Origin of the sequence: Streptomyces sp. NBC_00354 (assembly GCF_036106915.1) — a bacterium.
GTDB lineage: Bacteria > Actinomycetota > Actinomycetes > Streptomycetales > Streptomycetaceae > Streptomyces.
The window spans coordinates 3237503-3251674 of sequence record NZ_CP107983.1 but is presented as its reverse complement, the minus strand read 5'-3'; the positions used below and the strand labels follow the sequence as shown (position 1 = coordinate 3251674).

Sequence of the window (14172 nt, the reverse complement as noted above, 5' to 3'; positions counted from 1 at the left end):
ACAGTCGTTCGCCGTATGCCGCCCGAGCACCACGCGGCAGCCCCCGTAAGGGAGTTGCCCACGGGCCCGCGCCTCCAGTGATCGCAGCACCACGGAGGCCAGTGTCGAGGGGCACTATTGCGCCCGCCCGGTCACTGCGGACGCTGCTGGAAGGACACCGTGTGAGCCGGATCTCGGTCCGGGGATTCGCCGTGGCTTCGGCCACCGCAGTCACCACCGTCGGCGCAGTCGTGGGCGTTGCCGCTGGCGACCCCGCCTCGAACGATCTCGAGACCACCGCGTCCGGGGCGACCCTCCTCGCCGACATCCCGGTCGGCGACCAGGCGCAGGTCCAGAACGCGTCCCTGACGCAGCAGGCCGACGCCATCGCCCAGGGCGCCGACACCGACGCCAAGCGCGTCGCCGAGGAAGCCGCCCGCATCCAGGCCGCCGAGGACGCCAAGTCCAAGAAGGTCGAGGCGCAGAAGGCTGCCGACGAGAAGGCGAAGAAGGACCGCGACGAGAAGGAGCAGGTCGCCAGCCGCTCCGCGAGCCGCAGCGCCGGAGACTTCGCCGTCCAGAGCTCCTACACGGTCGCCCAGGTCAAGGAAATCGCCCGGCAGATCGTCCCGGCCGGGCAGTTCCAGTGCTTCTCGAACATCATCAACGAGGAGTCCACCTGGAACTACAAGGCCGTGAACTCGTCCTCGGGCGCGTACGGTCTGGTCCAGGCACTTCCGGGTTCGAAGATGTCCTCGGTCGCCGACGACTGGCGCACCAACCCGGCCACCCAGATCCAGTGGGGCCTCAACTACATGAACGAGCGCTACCACAGCCCGTGCAGCGCCTGGAGCTTCCACCAGGCCAACGGCTGGTACTAGTACCGGCCACCCGCTCAACCTCCGGGAGCCCCGCACCGTCCTACGGTGCGGGGCTCCTCGCGTGTACGGTCTTTCGAGGTGTGTCCACGGGCGGGGGAAGGGAAAGACATGGCGAAGAGGGCAGGCTGGCTCGGCCGGCTCGGGAACAGGCTGAGCCGCATGGAGGCGCGGCTCCAGGAGCGGCGTGCCGAGGTCGAGGCGGAGAGCATCCTCGCCGCTCCGGTCCCGGTCGCCGCCGGGGGCGCCGCCCGTACGAGCGTGGGCATGCGGGCCGGTGCGGGGGCTCCGGCAGCCCCGGCGGCCACCCCGGTGCCCAGCACCCCCGCCGAGCAGCCCGGCCACCCGCACCCGCACCCCCACCCGCCCGCCCTGCGCGGGCGTCCCGACCCCGTGAGCGTCGTCCCGTGGGGCATGCGCGTCGCCGCCGAGGTCAGCTGGCGGCTGCTGTTGCTCGCCGGGATGCTCTGGGTCGTGATGAAGGTGATCAGCGAAGTCCGCCTGGTCGTCCTCGCCTTCGCCGCCGCCCTGCTCGTCACCGCGCTGCTCCAGCCCTTCGTGGTCCGGCTGCGCCGCCTCGGACTGCCGCGCGGTCTCGCCACCGCCGTGACCGCGATCCTCGGGTTCGTGGTCATCGGGCTGGTCGGCTGGTTCGTGGTCTGGCAGGTCATGGAGAACCTCGACGACCTCTCCGCCCGCGTCCGCGACGGCATCAACGAGCTCAAACTCTGGGCACTGGACAGTCCGTTCCACGTGACCGAGAAGCAGATCAACGACATCGCGAAGAACCTCAGCGAGACCATCGGCACCAACACCGAGCAGATCACCTCCGCCGGCCTCCAGGGCGTGACGGTCCTCGTCGAGGTGCTCACGGGCATCCTGCTCGCGATGTTCTCGACGCTGTTCCTGCTCTACGACGGCAAGCGCATCTGGACCTGGGTGCAGGGCCTGGTCCCGGCCGCCGCCCGCCCCGGTGTTGCGGGCGCCGGTCCGCGCGCCTGGCGCACGCTGACGGCGTACGTCCGCGGCACGGTGCTCGTCGCGCTCATCGACGCCATCTTCATCGGCCTCGGGATCTACTTCCTCAAGGTGCCGATGGCGGTGCCGCTGGCCGTCTTCATCTTCCTGTTCGCCTTCATCCCGCTCGTCGGCGCGGTGGTCTCGGGCGCCCTCGCGGTGGTCGTCGCCCTGGTGACCCAGGGGCCGTGGACCGCGCTGATGGTGCTTCTCGTGGTGCTGGCCGTGCAGCAGATCGAGGGGCACGTGCTCCAGCCCTTCATCCTGGGCCGGGCGGTACGGGTGCACCCGCTCGCGGTGGTCCTGTCGGTGGCCGCGGGCGGCATGGTCGCGGGCATCGGCGGAGCGGTGGTCGCCGTTCCACTGGTCGCCGTCACCAACACGGTGGTCGTCTACCTGCGGGCCTACTCCCGCGACCAGCTCCTGCACGGCGCAGCGGCGATCGGCCCCGGTCCGCACGGCTCGACGGCGTTCGAGCAGGCAGCGCGGGAGGCCGGGCGTGATCAGCGAGCCTGAGCTCGAGGGGGAGTGGGACCCCGGCCGGCCGCCGACGGCTGCCGAGGAGCCCGAGTCCCCGCGCGAGCGCGTACGGGGGCCGCGTAGGGCCTGGTTATGGGCCCTCGGCGGGGCCGCACTGGCCTCGGCCGTCTGGGCCGGCGTTCTGACGGCGCAGGATCGTTTCGGCGATGCCGCGCCGCGGATCGCGTACCGGCATGTCGAGGACCTGTGCAAGGTGAAGCTGACCGCGGTGTCCGGGTCCACCGAGCAGCTCACCGGGCACTACGGGCGCCACGAAGAGCACCCCGCGCTCGACTGGGCGTACTGCGCGCACGGCGCGCCGTACGTCGACGGCCGCCTGTCGTACGAGGCCGAGGTGCTGGTCCGGCTGCACAAGAAGACCGATCCCCGCACGGAGTTCGGCGCGGGCCCCACCGGCCTCGGGGGCATCGGGGCCATGGCGAGTTCGGGCGGCGAGGTGGAGCAGGTCCCCGGGCTCGGCGAGCGGGCGCTGCTCACCCACCGGGTCGGCGGTTCACGGCTCGAAGTGCTCGACGGGGGCGCCGTCTTCAGCCTCACCGTTCAGTGGTACGGGGAGCCGGACGCCGCGGACCCGGACGAGGCCGCCGTCCAAGCGGCGATGGTCGAGGACATGCGCGCCCTGATGACGAGCCTGCGCAAGTGAACGACAGGGCCCCCGCGGCCGGGAACGGCTGCGGGGGCCCTGTCGTTGTACGGCCATCCGTACGAAGGGGTACTACTCGGCGGCGAGGGCGGCCTCGGCGTCGAGGGTGACCGCGACGGCCTGGATCACCGAGGCGATCTTGAAGGCCTCCTGGATCGTCTCGCGGTCGACGCCGGCCTTGCGCAGGACCTGCTCGTGCGAGTCCAGGCACTGGCCGCAGCCGTTGATCGCGGAGACGGCGAGCGACCACAGCTCGAAGTCGACCTTCTCCACGCCCGGGTTGCCGATGACGTTCATCCGCAGACCCGCGCGCAGGGTGCCGTACTCCGGGTCGGAGAGCAGGTGCCGCGTGCGGTAGAAGACGTTGTTCATCGCCATGACCGCGGCGGCGGACTTGGCGGCGGTGTACGCCTCCGGCGACAGCGCCGCCTTCGCCTCCGGCTCCAGCTCACGCAGGACGCGCGGGGAGCGGGCGGCGATCGCGCAGGACAGGACCGTGCCCCACAGCTGCTGCTGCGGGAGGTCGCTGTTGCCGATGACCGAACCGAGGTTCAGCTTCAGGTCCTTGGCGAAGTCCGGTATGGCGGACTTGAGGGAGTCGAGGGACATCCGTCACTCACCGGCCAGCAGCGCGCCGGCGTCCAGGGTGCCCTCGCCCTTGTTCCAGTTGCAGGGGCACAGCTCGTCGGTCTGCAGGGCGTCGAGGACCCGCAGGACCTCCTTGGGGTTACGGCCCACGGAACCGGCGGTCACCATCGTGAACTGGATCTCGTTGTTCTGGTCGACGATGAACACGGCGCGCTGCGCGAAGCCGTCCTCGCCCTGCACGCCACAGGCCTGCATGAGCTCGTGCTTGGAGTCGGCCAGCATCGGGAAGGGCAGGTCACGCAGGTCGGCGTGGTCCTTGCGCCAGGCGTGGTGGACGAACTCGGAGTCGCCGGAGACGCCGAGGACCTGGGTGTCGCGGTCCAGGAACTCGTCGTTCAGCTTGCCGAAGGCGGCGATCTCGGTCGGGCAGACGAAGGTGAAGTCCTTCGGCCAGAAGAACACCACGCGCCACTTGCCCTCATAGGTCTTGTGGTCGATCTGGGCGAACTCGCTGCCGGCCTCGAGCGAGACGCAAGCGGTCAGATCGTAGGTGGGGAACTTGTCACCGACAGTGAGCACGTGCTCTCCTTGCGGAAATGGAAAAGAGCCCTTTTGGGGGTTTTCCGAGGGGGTTGGACGGATCTCACATGCTGGCACAGCAGGATTGATTACGGAAATAGCTAGACTCGAGGCGGGTGATCGGAGGTACCTATCAGTGGCTGTCGGTAATAGAGGAGCGAAGCAGGCGACGCTCGCGCAGCTGCGCGCGTTCGCGGCCGTCGCCGAGCATCTGCACTTCCGGGACGCCGCCGCGGCCATCGGAATGAGCCAGCCGGCGCTCTCCGGCGCGGTCTCCGCGCTGGAGGAGGCCCTCGGCGTGCAGCTGCTGGAGCGCACCACCCGCAAGGTGCTGCTCTCCCCGGCGGGTGAGCGGATCGCGGCCCGGGCCCGAGCGGTCCTCGACGCGATGGGCGGGCTGCTGGAGGAGGCCGAGGCGGTACGCGCCCCCTTCACCGGGATCCTGCGGCTCGGAGTGATCCCCACGGTCGCCCCGTACCTGCTGCCGACCGTGCTCGGGCTCTTCCACCGGCGCTACCCGCGGATGGACCTCCAGGTGCACGAGGAGCAGACCTCCTCGCTGCTGGACGGGCTGGCCGGCGGACGGCTCGACCTGCTGCTGCTCGCGGTCCCCCTCGGCGTCCCCGGGGTGACCGAACTGCCCGTCTTCGACGAGGACTTCGTCCTCCTCGCGCCCAGGGAGCACCCGCTCGCCGGGCGCAGGGACATCCCGAGCGAGGAACTGCGGGGCCTTCAACTGCTGTTGCTCGACGAGGGGCACTGCCTGCGCGACCAGGCCCTGGACATCTGCCGCGAAGCCGGCCGGACCGACGGGGCGGACGTCACCACGACCGCCGCCGGGCTGTCCACCCTCGTACAACTGGTCGCCGGGGGACTGGGGGTGACACTGTTGCCGCGCACCGCGCTGCGGCTGGAGACCGCCCGCAACGAGTACCTGGCCACCGGGTACTTCGCCGAGCCCGCGCCGTCGCGGCGGATCGCGCTGGCGATGCGCACGGGGACGGCCCGCCAGGAGGAGTTCCGGGCCATCGCGGGCGCCCTGCGCGAAGCCGTGCGCCCGCTCCCGGTGTGGCCCGCCGAGTAGGGCGGGCCGGGCCGGGGAGCGGGCGTACGGGCCTGCGCGCGCCCGGCGTCACTCCGTACGCAGGCCGTCCGGGCGCATGAGCCGCAGCAGCGGCGGCAGGCTGAGCAGGGTGACCACCAGGGTCACCCACGCGCCGCTGCCGGCCATCATCGCGACCGAGGACCAGTCGATCCGGACCGGCACGTTGGTCATCCGCATCAGCACCGCGCCGAGCGAAAGGCCGACAGCGGTGGCCAGGGCCAGGCCGAGGGCGATCGGCAGAGCCGTCTGCCACAGCACCGACAGGCTCAGCGTGGAGCGCTTGGTGCCGAACGCGACCAGGGCGGACAGCAGCTTCTTGCGCTCGCGCAGCTGCTCCAGCTGGGAGACCAGCAGGCTGGCGCCGATCAGCACCAGCACCAGGGTGGCGCCGATGAACAGGCCGGTCCGGATCGAGCCGAACTCGGTGGTCGTGCGGGCCGACTGAAGGGTCATGGCGGTGGCCAGCGGGTCGGCCTTGTAGGCCGCGGTCCGGGCCAGCTCCAGCGCGTCCGGCACCTTCGGGTCCAGCTGGACGAACACCTGGGCCACTCCGCGGCCGCTCAGGTTCTTGGGAGCGGCCGCCGGGGTGACCAGCAGGCCGGCGCGCAGGCTGCCGTTCGGGTCCTTGCGGGCCTGCGCCGTCCGCGCGTCGGCGGGCACGGTCCACACGCTCGGCTCGGGGCCCTCGCGGTCGTAGAGGTTCCCGGTGAACAGCTTGTCGCCGGGCCCGGCGGTTGCGGTGGGCCCGTCCGGCTCGCCGGGGGCGCCGGTCAGGACGAACGCGTCGCCGTCCTTGCAGGAGGGCAGCTGCCCGACCTCGCGCAGGGCCTCGCACGTCCCGACGGTGAGAGCGATCGAACCGCCCTGTGCCTTCGGGGTGCGGGAGGCCGAAACGGATGTCAGCGGAACGGCCTTGAGGATGCCCTTGGTGCCGGCCACCGCCTTGCCGAGGGCGTCGACGTGGTCCTCGGTCCCGGAACGGGTGAGGATCGACATCGAGGCCCGGGAGGGGTCCTGGCCGGTGTCGTGGGTGTAGTCGCCCGCGACGCCCGCGAAGAGCATCTGCAGGGCGATGGCCCCGGCCACCGCGACCGCGATCCCGTTGACGAGCCGGGCGGCGCTCCCGCTGGTGAGCTGGAGCCGGCGCACGGCCAGCTGCCAGGAGACCCCGCCGGCGCCGCCGAGCCGGCCCACGACCCACTCCAGCAGCCAGGGCAGCAGGGCGGTGATGCCGACCAGAAGCAGCACCACACCGCCCGAGACCTGCCATTGGTTGAACTGCCCGTGGGTCTTGCCGCGGCCCATCATCGGGGCCAGCAGGCCGAGACCGGCCAGCGGCAGCAGCAGCCGCCACCAGATCCGGCGCCGGCGCGGGGTGGCCGTGCGGACCACGCCGAGCGGCTCGATGACCACGCCGCGCAGGGCGAACAGGGTCACGGCGACGGCGGCGGCCGGGACGGAAACCGCGACGAGCGCGGCCAGCGCCGGGCGCGGGTCGAGGTCGGCGGGGAAGACGCTGCGGCCCTGGAGGCTCAGGTTCGGTGCGAGCTGCCGGGCGATCAGGAAGAAGCCGGTACCGAGCACCAGGCCGATCAGCGCACCGGCGAGCGCCTCGCCCGCAGCGATCCGGCGTACCGTCCGGCCGTCGGCGCCGACCAGGCGCAGGGCCGCGAGCCTGCGGTCGCGGCGGTCCCCGCCGAAGCGGACGGCGGCCGCGATGAACACGGCGACCGGCGTCAGCAGGGCGGCGAACACCAGCACCACGAGGAGGGCGAGGACGGGGTCGAGCGGCTGGGCCTCGACGGTGTTCTCGAAGGCGGTGATCCGCTGGACGTACGCGCCGTCCGCCCGTGCTGCGAGCCGGTCGGTGCCGGCGTAGTAGTACAGGTCGCCGGGGCCGACCAGGCCCGCGTCGCCGATGAGCGACACGATCTTTCCGTCGAGGCGCTCGCGGAGCAGCTTGCCCTCATCGGTCTTCATCAGCCGGTCGAGGGCCGGGGAGAGCGCCAGTTCGCCCGGGCCGGGGTACTTCTTCAGGCCGGGCGGCAGCGGGGCGTCCGGGCCCTCGGGCTGGACGAGGCGCCCCTCGATGTCGTCCGAGTGGTACGACATGTTCCCGCGGGCGATCAGCAGGGTATCGCGCCCCGGCTGCTCGGCCGTCCGAGAGCTGATCGTCTCGCGCGCGGCGCCGCGCTGGTCGCGAGCGGCCAGGGCACTGGGCACGGCGGTGGTGACCAGCAGCAGCGCGACGCCGAGGCCCACGCCCATGCCGGTGAGGAGGGTGCGGGTCCAGCCCTCGCGGCCGCCGGCGAAGGCGAACCGGGCGCCCATGGCAAGGTCCTTGACCCAGGAGCTGCGGGTGCCGGGCGCCCTCATACGATCCGCTCCATGTCGCGCGACCTGCCGTCGCGCACGACGATCTCGCGGTCGGAATACGCGGCCACCCGGGCCTCGTGGGTGACGAGGACGACAGCGGTGTTCGCGGACCGGGCGGCCTCGGTCAGCAGCTGCATGACGAGCTCGCCGTTGAGGGAGTCGAGGGCGCCGGTGGGCTCGTCGGCGAAGATCACCCGGGGAGTGGTGACCAGGGCGCGGGCCACGGCGATGCGCTGGCCCTGACCGCCGCTGACCTCGCCGGGGCGCTTGTGGCCGAGGTCCTCGACCTGGAGGCGCTCCATCCACTGCAGGGCGGTCCGCTCGGCCTCCTTCCGCTTGGCGCCGGCGAGGCGGAGCGGGAGGGCGACGTTCTCCACGCAGCTCAGCTCGGGGACGAGCTGGCCGAACTGGAACACGAAGCCGAACTCGCTGCGGCGCAGGGCGCTGCGCTCGGCGTCGTTCATGGCGGACAGCTCGCGGCCGGCGTACGTGATGGTGCCGGAGTCGGGCGTGACGATCCCGGCGAGGCAGTGCAGCAGGGTCGACTTGCCGGAGCCGGAGGGCCCCATGACGGCGACGACCTCGCCGGGGTGGATGGAGAACTCCGCGCCGTCGAGGGCCTTGGTGGGCCCGTACGCCTTGCGGAGGTCCGTGGCGCAGAGCAGGGTGCCGGCCGGGGTCATCGGCGTACCTCCCGGGAGAGCTGGTCGAGGCGGGCAGCGGCGAGTTCCAGCCACCGCAGGTCCGCTTCCAGGTGGAACAGGGCGTGGTCACAGACGAGTTGGTCGGCGAAATCGCCCTTGCGCTTGCGCTGGGTCAGGATGCGCATGAGCCGCAGGTGCTCGGCCCGCTGCGTGTCCAGCAGGTCGGCGGCGCTGCGGCCGGTGAGCAGGGCGAGGACGACCTTGGTGTAGAGCGTCGACTGCAGGTAGGGCTCGGGCTTCTCGGGCTGGGCGAGCCAGCTGTCGACGTCGGTGATGCCGGCGTCGGTGATGGCGTACCGCTTGCGGTCGGGCCCGCCGCCGCTCTCTATCCCCTCGACCTCGACGAGGCCGTTCTTCAGGAGGCGGGACATGGTCGAGTAGACCTGCCCGTAGGCGAGGGGGCGGTCGTGGCCGAATCTCTCGTCGAAGGCGCGCTTGAGGTCGTAACCATGGCGTGGACCGGCCTCGAGGAGGCCGAGGAGCGTGTGACCGATGGACATGCCGAGGACTATACACGCGGTGTATACGCTCGATGTATACGCGCGGTGTAGAGGTGACTTTCGGCCTGCCTCGCGGCCGTGGGAAGGGGACCGAAAAGGCCTAGCCGGTGGGGAGGGCGAGCCCGGCGTAGATCTGGTTGAGGACGGTGGGCAGCAGGGCCTGGGCCGTGGTGCGGCCGTCGGGGGACAGGGTCAGGTTCGTCCAGATCACGAGCGTGACGTCGTTGTCCGGGTCGTGGCCCATGAAGGAGTTGAAGCCCGGGAGTTCACCGCCGTGGTAGTACATCGCGGCGTTCGGGGCGAAGCGCTGGTAGGCGATGCCGTAGCCGTACTTCTGGCCGTCGGGGGCCGCCGGGTCCTCGGCCTGCGGGCTGCGCAGCCACTGCTGCTGGGCTGCGGAGTCCAGGACCTTGCCCGTCACCAGCGCCTTGATCCATGCGGCCAGGTCGTCCGCGGTGGAGACGGCTCCTCCGGCAGCGGTGGCGTAGGAGGGGTTCTGGTGGGTGTAGTCGAGGGGCGCGAGCTTCCCCGCCTCTGCCGCCTCGCGCATCGCGGCGGGGTAGGGCTTGTCCTCCACCGCGTACGACGTCCCGCCGTACATGTAGCCGTGCGCGTAGGGCTCGGGGAGCGACAGATCGTGGATGCCGGGGAGGGACGTCCCCTTCAGTCCGAGCGGGGTGAACAGCCGGTCCTGGAACTGCCGGGCCAGGGGGCGGCCGCCGGCCTTTTCGGCGACGAGGCCCAGCAGGGCGTAGTTGGTGTTGGAGTACTCGTAGGACGCGTCGGGCGCGAAGTTCGGCGGGCGGCGGAACGCGATGGCCAGGACGTCCTCGGGGGTGTAGGCCTTCGCCGGGTCGGCGTCCAGGGCGGCCGCGAGTTCGGGGGCCATGGTGTAGTTGTAGAGCCCGCTGCGCATCTTCAGCAGCTCGGCGATGGTGATCTTCCCGCCGCCCGGCACCCCCGCGACGTAGGCCGAGACCGGATCGCTCAGCCGGAGCTTGCCGTCCTGGGCGAGGAGCGCGATCAGCGCCGCCGTCATGGTCTTGGTGTTGGAGGCGATCCGGAAGCTGGTGCCGCTGTCCGGCGGCTTGGCCGTGCCCCGTTCCGTGGTGCCGACGGCCGCGTGGAAGGTCCCCTGCGGGGTGCGGAGCAGGACCATCGCGCCGGGCACCATGAGCTTCTTCGCCGCGCGGTCCACGGTGGCCTGGAAGGCGGCCGGATCGATCGGCTTCAGGGCCGACGGAGCGGGGCTGGGGGCGGCGCCGGCCGTAGCGGCGGGTGTGGCCGACGGGTCCTCGAGCGCACCGGCGGCCGTCGCACCGGCGGGGAGGGCGCCGCCCGCGATCAGCAGGGCCACGCACGGTGCCAGCAGGGCCGTACGGCGTGCAGGGCGCGAGGTTCCGGCTCGGGAGGTCCTCATGCGTCCATTGTGGGCAGGGTCGCCCGCTCCGGCAGGTCGGGGCAGACCCCTGCGGGTGGCCGGCGGGTCTGCGGCCCGGTCGGCCGGAGATGCGCCGGAGATACCCGACAGGGGTCTGCCCGGGAAGCTGCCGTCAGGAATCGGGCGAGCTGCGGGGGCGGCCGCGAGGCCGGATCGGGCCGGCCCCGCCCGGCAGGCGGCCCGTCTCGGACAGGGCCCGCCGCAGCAGGAACTCGATCTGCGCGTTGGCGCTGCGCAGTTCCTCGCCCGCCCAGCGCGCGAGGGCGTCGTACACCTGCGGGTCGAGCCGCAGCAGCACCTGCTTGCGCGCCTGCCGCCCCGCGCGCGCGGCTCGCTCCTGGCCCTCGCCGGGGCCCCGTCCCGGTTGCGGGTCCTGCGGCTCGCCGGCGGGGCTCACTGGTAGAGCGTGCCCGCGTTGACCACCGGCTGGGCCGCCCGGTCGCCGCAGAGGACCACCATCAGGTTCGACACCATGGCGGCCTTGCGCTCCGGGTCCAGATCCACGATCTCCTCCTCCGCCAGGCGGGTCAGGGCCAGTTCGACCATGCCGACCGCCCCTTCTACGATCTGCTTGCGGGCCGCCACGACCGCGCCCGCCTGCTGGCGCTGGAGCATCGCGGAGGCGATCTCCGGAGCGTACGCGAGATGCGTGAACCGGGACTCGATGATGCGGACGCCCGCCGCCTCCACCCGCGCGTGCAGTTCGAGCGCCAGCTTCTCGGTGATCTCCTCGGCGTTGCCGCGCAGCGAGAGTCCGCCCTCCTCGTGCGAGTCGTACGGGTACTCGATCGCGATGTGCCGGACCGCGGCCTCGGTCTGGGTCTCGACGAACTGCGTGAAGTCCTCCACCTCGAACTTCGCCCGCGCGGTGTCCTCCACCCGCCACACCACGACGGCAGCCAGCTCGATCGGGTTGCCGTACGCGTCGTTGACCTTCAGGACGGCCGTCTCGTGGTTGCGGACCCGGGTGGAGAGCGTCTCCCGCGAGGTCAGCGGATTGACCCAGCGGAGGCCGTCCGCACGGATCGTCCCCCGGTACCGGCCGAACAGCTGGACCACGCGGGCCTCGCCCGGAGCCACCGTGTTCAGCCCGCTCATCGAGATGACCGCGGCGAGGATCAGCAGGACGCCCGCCGGTATCAGGGACGCGTGCATCACCGTGCCGTCGGCGGTCACGCCGAGGGCGATCAGGCCCGCGCCGGCCACCGCTGCCAACAGCCCCAGTATCAGGGCCAGTCCGCCGCCCATGCTGCGCGCCGTGAACTCCCGTACGTCTCCAGCGGTTGCCGCCGAGTTCGTCATCATCTGCCCCGTTTCGCTTGGTCGCGGCCGGTCGAGCCGCTTAGCAAAGTGATATCACTTTTTCGGGCTGCCGCAACCCTATGGGCTTGCTGCGCGTCGGTTCCCTTGATGTGGGTGCTGATTCTCACGTCCGAATTGACCGGTATTGGCCACGGTTGGCCAACCTTTGTCACAACCTGCGGTGTTAGCTTTCTGAGCTGACATCGGGGGGGAAATCGAGCGGAGCGGGAGCGATGGGCCGAGCAGAAGCGCGTAAGGCGCAGCAGCGCAGTGCGCGGCGGGCGCCGCGCGGGAGCGGCACCGGGAAAAAGGGGCGTGCCGGCAAACGGACCGGCATACGCCGCTTCTTCACGTGGAAGAAGATCCTGGGGACGCTCTTCGGGCTGATCCTGCTCGGCATGGGCGCGCTCGTCGCTCTCTACTTCTACGTGGACGAGCCCGACCCCAACGCCGACGCCCTCAAGCAGAGCAACGTCTACAAGTACGCGGACGGCTCGATCATGGCGCGCGACGGCGCGATGAACCGCGAGATCGTGCCGATCAGCCGGGTCCCCAAGGACGTCAAGACCGGCTTCATCGCCATCGAGAACAAATCCTTCTACGAGGACAAGGGCGTCGACTTCCTCGGCATCGGCCGCGGCCTGTTCAACACGGTCACCGGCAAGGGCAAGGCCGGCGGTTCGACGATCACCCAGCAGTACGTCAAGAACTTCTACCTGAACCAGGACCAGACGGCGACCCGCAAGCTCAAGGAGCTGGTGATCTCCCTCAAGGTCGACCGGCGCATGGAGAAGGACGACATCCTCGAGGGGTACCTGAACACCAGTTACTTCGGGCGCGGCGCGTACGGCATCCAGGCCGCCGCCCAGGCGTACTACGGCGTCGACGTCGACAAGCTGACCCTGGAGCAGGGCGCGTACCTCGCGGCCGTCCTCCAGGCGCCCAGCGACTACGACCTGGCGACCGCGGGCCCGAACGGCACGCGGCTGGTCAAGATCCGCTTCAACGGTGTGCTCGACAACATGGTCGAGATGAAGGCGCTCGACCCGGAGAAGCGCAAGCAGCTCCAGCTCCAGATGCCGATCAAGCCCAAGGCCGCCCCCGGCATGGAGGGCCAGAAGGGCTACCTGAAGCAGGCCGTGGACGCGGAACTGCGGCGCCAGACCAAGATGACCACCCAGGAGCTGCAGGCCGGCGGCTGGGAGATCACCCTCAACATCGACCCCAAGAAGCAGGCCGCGCTGGAGAAGGCCGTCCAGGACGAGCTGGAGGCCAAGCTCGACCGCAAGGACCGCGCCGTCGACGCGAGCGTGCAGGCCGGCGCCACCTCCGTGGACCCGAAGACCGGCGCGGTCGTCGCGATGTACGGCGGCACCGGGCTCTCCGACCACTGGGCGAGCAATGCCCTGCGCCAGGACTTCCAGCCCGGCTCGACCTTCAAGCCGGTCGTGCTGGCCTCCGCCCTGGAGAACAAGTCCAAGACGCACGACAAGAAGCCGATCACCCCGAACGCGCTCTACGACGGCACCAGCAAGCGCCCGGTCGTCGGCAGCGACACCCCGTTCGCCCCGCAGAACCAGGACAACACGAACTACGGCGACCCCTTCCTCACCGTCCAGGCGGCCACCAACTCCTCCGTGAACTCGGTGTACGCCCAGATGATCGTGGACGTGGGCCCCTCGAAGGTGAAGACGACGGCGCTGGAACTCGGCATGAAGGACCGCGACGGCTGGCCCGCCGACAAGCCGGCCATGTCGCTCGGCACCATGAGCGCCAACACCCTGGAGATGGCCGGCGTCTACGCCACCTTCGACAACCACGGCAAGAAGGTCACCCCGACGCTCATCAAGAGCGCCAAGCACGCCGCCCGGGAGTTCAAGCCGGTCGAGTCCGTGGGCGGCCAGGCCATCAGCCGCCCGACCGCCGACACCGTGACCAAGGTGCTCACCGGCGTCGTCCAGGACGGTTCCGGCAAGGCCGTGAAGAGCTCCGCCTACGAGGCCGCCGGCAAGACCGGTACCACCGAGTCCAACGTGGCCGCCTGGTTCACCGCGTACACGCCGGAGCTCGTCACCGTCGTCGCGATGTTCGGCGAAGAGCCCGGAACGGCCAAGCAGGTCACCCTGACCGGTACCGCGGGCGGTGGCCGAGCGGGTGGTTCCAGCTTCCCCGCCGAGATCTGGAAGGCGTACACGCTGGCCGCGCTCAAGGGTGTGGACACCGCGGAGTTCGACCTCTCCGAGGCGGACATGGGTCCCTCGCAGGCGCCGACCCGCAGCACCTCCCCGTCGTCGAGTCCCTCGGCCTCCACCTCGCCGTCGACGCCCGTCTCGCCTTCGCAGAGCTCCCCGGACCCCGGCAAGAGCTCGCCGAACCCGACCAAGAGCACGACGAAGAGCCCGGACCCGACCAAGAGTCCGGACCCGACGAAGAGCCCGGACCCGACCAAGAGCCCGCCGATCACGCTCCCGTAGCGCGCTCGTACGGCCCCTGACACACCGCCGCCCCGCAGCATCCATG

Annotated in this window: 13 protein-coding genes; 5 read left to right on the top strand and 8 right to left on the bottom strand. The window is 71.1% G+C overall.

Translation table 11 applies throughout. The annotated features are described in order from the left end of the window. The first annotated feature begins 161 nt into the window (after positions 1 to 161). The 3 genes from OHT74_RS14310 to OHT74_RS14300 all read left to right on the top strand — a co-directional run bounded on the left by OHT74_RS14310 (position 162) and on the right by OHT74_RS14300 (position 3057). The gene (locus tag OHT74_RS14310; protein ID WP_443047387.1) at positions 162 to 860 is read left to right on the top strand and encodes a transglycosylase SLT domain-containing protein; all 699 of its coding nucleotides are present in this window, start codon (positions 162 to 164) and stop codon (positions 858 to 860) included. Positions 861 to 968: 108 nt separating this feature from the next. Further along, complete coding sequence (locus OHT74_RS14305; RefSeq protein WP_266664236.1) at positions 969 to 2390, top strand: AI-2E family transporter; 1422 nt, start codon at positions 969 to 971, stop codon at positions 2388 to 2390. Further along, on the top strand, positions 2374 to 3057 hold the full coding sequence (locus tag OHT74_RS14300) for a hypothetical protein (protein ID WP_328620422.1): 684 nt from the start codon (positions 2374 to 2376) through the stop codon (positions 3055 to 3057). The genes OHT74_RS14305 and OHT74_RS14300 overlap by 17 nt, the downstream gene beginning before the upstream one ends. Before the next feature lie 72 nt (positions 3058 to 3129). Here the strand turns inward: OHT74_RS14300 and OHT74_RS14295 are convergent, their stop codons facing one another. Continuing rightward, positions 3130 to 3666, bottom strand: coding sequence for an alkyl hydroperoxide reductase (locus tag OHT74_RS14295; protein WP_053786237.1), 537 nt, complete (start codon positions 3664 to 3666; stop codon positions 3130 to 3132). A gap of 3 nt (positions 3667 to 3669) precedes the next feature. After that, entirely contained in the window at positions 3670 to 4224 is a 555-nt protein-coding gene (locus OHT74_RS14290; RefSeq protein ID WP_266664233.1) for a peroxiredoxin, read from the bottom strand. 136 nt (positions 4225 to 4360) lie between these two features. Between OHT74_RS14290 and OHT74_RS14285 the strand changes: the two genes are divergently transcribed. Next, positions 4361 to 5308, top strand: a complete 948-nt coding sequence (locus OHT74_RS14285; protein ID WP_266664231.1) for a hydrogen peroxide-inducible genes activator — start codon at positions 4361 to 4363, stop codon at positions 5306 to 5308. A gap of 48 nt (positions 5309 to 5356) precedes the next feature. Here OHT74_RS14285 and OHT74_RS14280 read toward each other — a convergent pair whose 3' ends face one another. The 6 genes from OHT74_RS14280 to OHT74_RS14255 all read right to left on the bottom strand — a co-directional run bounded on the left by OHT74_RS14280 (position 5357) and on the right by OHT74_RS14255 (position 11655). Beyond that, positions 5357 to 7705, bottom strand: coding sequence for an ABC transporter permease (locus tag OHT74_RS14280; protein ID WP_328620421.1), 2349 nt, complete (start codon positions 7703 to 7705; stop codon positions 5357 to 5359). Continuing rightward, positions 7702 to 8388 carry an ABC transporter ATP-binding protein gene (locus tag OHT74_RS14275; protein ID WP_328620420.1) on the bottom strand — a complete coding sequence of 229 codons (687 nt, stop codon included), beginning with the start codon at positions 8386 to 8388 and terminating at the stop codon, positions 7702 to 7704. Before OHT74_RS14275 ends, OHT74_RS14280 begins: the two co-directional genes overlap by 4 nt. After that, complete coding sequence (locus tag OHT74_RS14270; protein WP_266996785.1) at positions 8385 to 8909, bottom strand: PadR family transcriptional regulator; 525 nt, start codon at positions 8907 to 8909, stop codon at positions 8385 to 8387. Before OHT74_RS14270 ends, OHT74_RS14275 begins: the two co-directional genes overlap by 4 nt. 100 nt (positions 8910 to 9009) lie before the next feature. Then, positions 9010 to 10329, bottom strand: coding sequence for a serine hydrolase domain-containing protein (locus OHT74_RS14265; protein WP_328620419.1), 1320 nt, complete (start codon positions 10327 to 10329; stop codon positions 9010 to 9012). Between the two features lie 133 nt (positions 10330 to 10462). Further along, positions 10463 to 10747 carry a hypothetical protein gene (locus OHT74_RS14260; RefSeq protein ID WP_266664223.1) on the bottom strand — a complete coding sequence of 95 codons (285 nt, stop codon included), beginning with the start codon at positions 10745 to 10747 and terminating at the stop codon, positions 10463 to 10465. Further along, complete coding sequence (locus OHT74_RS14255) at positions 10744 to 11655, bottom strand: SPFH domain-containing protein (RefSeq protein WP_328620418.1); 912 nt, start codon at positions 11653 to 11655, stop codon at positions 10744 to 10746. The genes OHT74_RS14260 and OHT74_RS14255 overlap by 4 nt, the downstream gene beginning before the upstream one ends. A 230-nt stretch (positions 11656 to 11885) precedes the next feature. Between OHT74_RS14255 and OHT74_RS14250 the strand changes: the two genes are divergently transcribed. Continuing rightward, a complete protein-coding gene (locus OHT74_RS14250; RefSeq protein WP_328620417.1) occupies positions 11886 to 14126 on the top strand; it encodes a transglycosylase domain-containing protein in 2241 nt (746 codons plus the stop codon). Positions 14127 to 14172 lie beyond the last annotated feature (46 nt).

What these genes read in the sequence shown, in the direction of transcription:
- OHT74_RS14305 (WP_266664236.1), top strand. Translation starts at nt 969, where the DNA reads ATGGCGAAGAGGGCAGGCTGGCTCGGCCGGCTCGGGAACAGGCTGAGC.
- OHT74_RS14295 (WP_053786237.1), bottom strand. Translation starts at nt 3,666, where the DNA reads ATGTCCCTCGACTCCCTCAAGTCCGCCATACCGGACTTCGCCAAGGAC.
- OHT74_RS14280 (WP_328620421.1), bottom strand. Translation starts at nt 7,705, where the DNA reads ATGAGGGCGCCCGGCACCCGCAGCTCCTGGGTCAAGGACCTTGCCATG.
- OHT74_RS14275 (WP_328620420.1), bottom strand. Translation starts at nt 8,388, where the DNA reads ATGACCCCGGCCGGCACCCTGCTCTGCGCCACGGACCTCCGCAAGGCG.
- OHT74_RS14270 (WP_266996785.1), bottom strand. Translation starts at nt 8,909, where the DNA reads ATGTCCATCGGTCACACGCTCCTCGGCCTCCTCGAGGCCGGTCCACGC.
- OHT74_RS14265 (WP_328620419.1), bottom strand. Translation starts at nt 10,329, where the DNA reads ATGAGGACCTCCCGAGCCGGAACCTCGCGCCCTGCACGCCGTACGGCC.
- OHT74_RS14255 (WP_328620418.1), bottom strand. Translation starts at nt 11,655, where the DNA reads ATGATGACGAACTCGGCGGCAACCGCTGGAGACGTACGGGAGTTCACG.
- OHT74_RS14250 (WP_328620417.1), top strand. Translation starts at nt 11,886, where the DNA reads ATGGGCCGAGCAGAAGCGCGTAAGGCGCAGCAGCGCAGTGCGCGGCGG.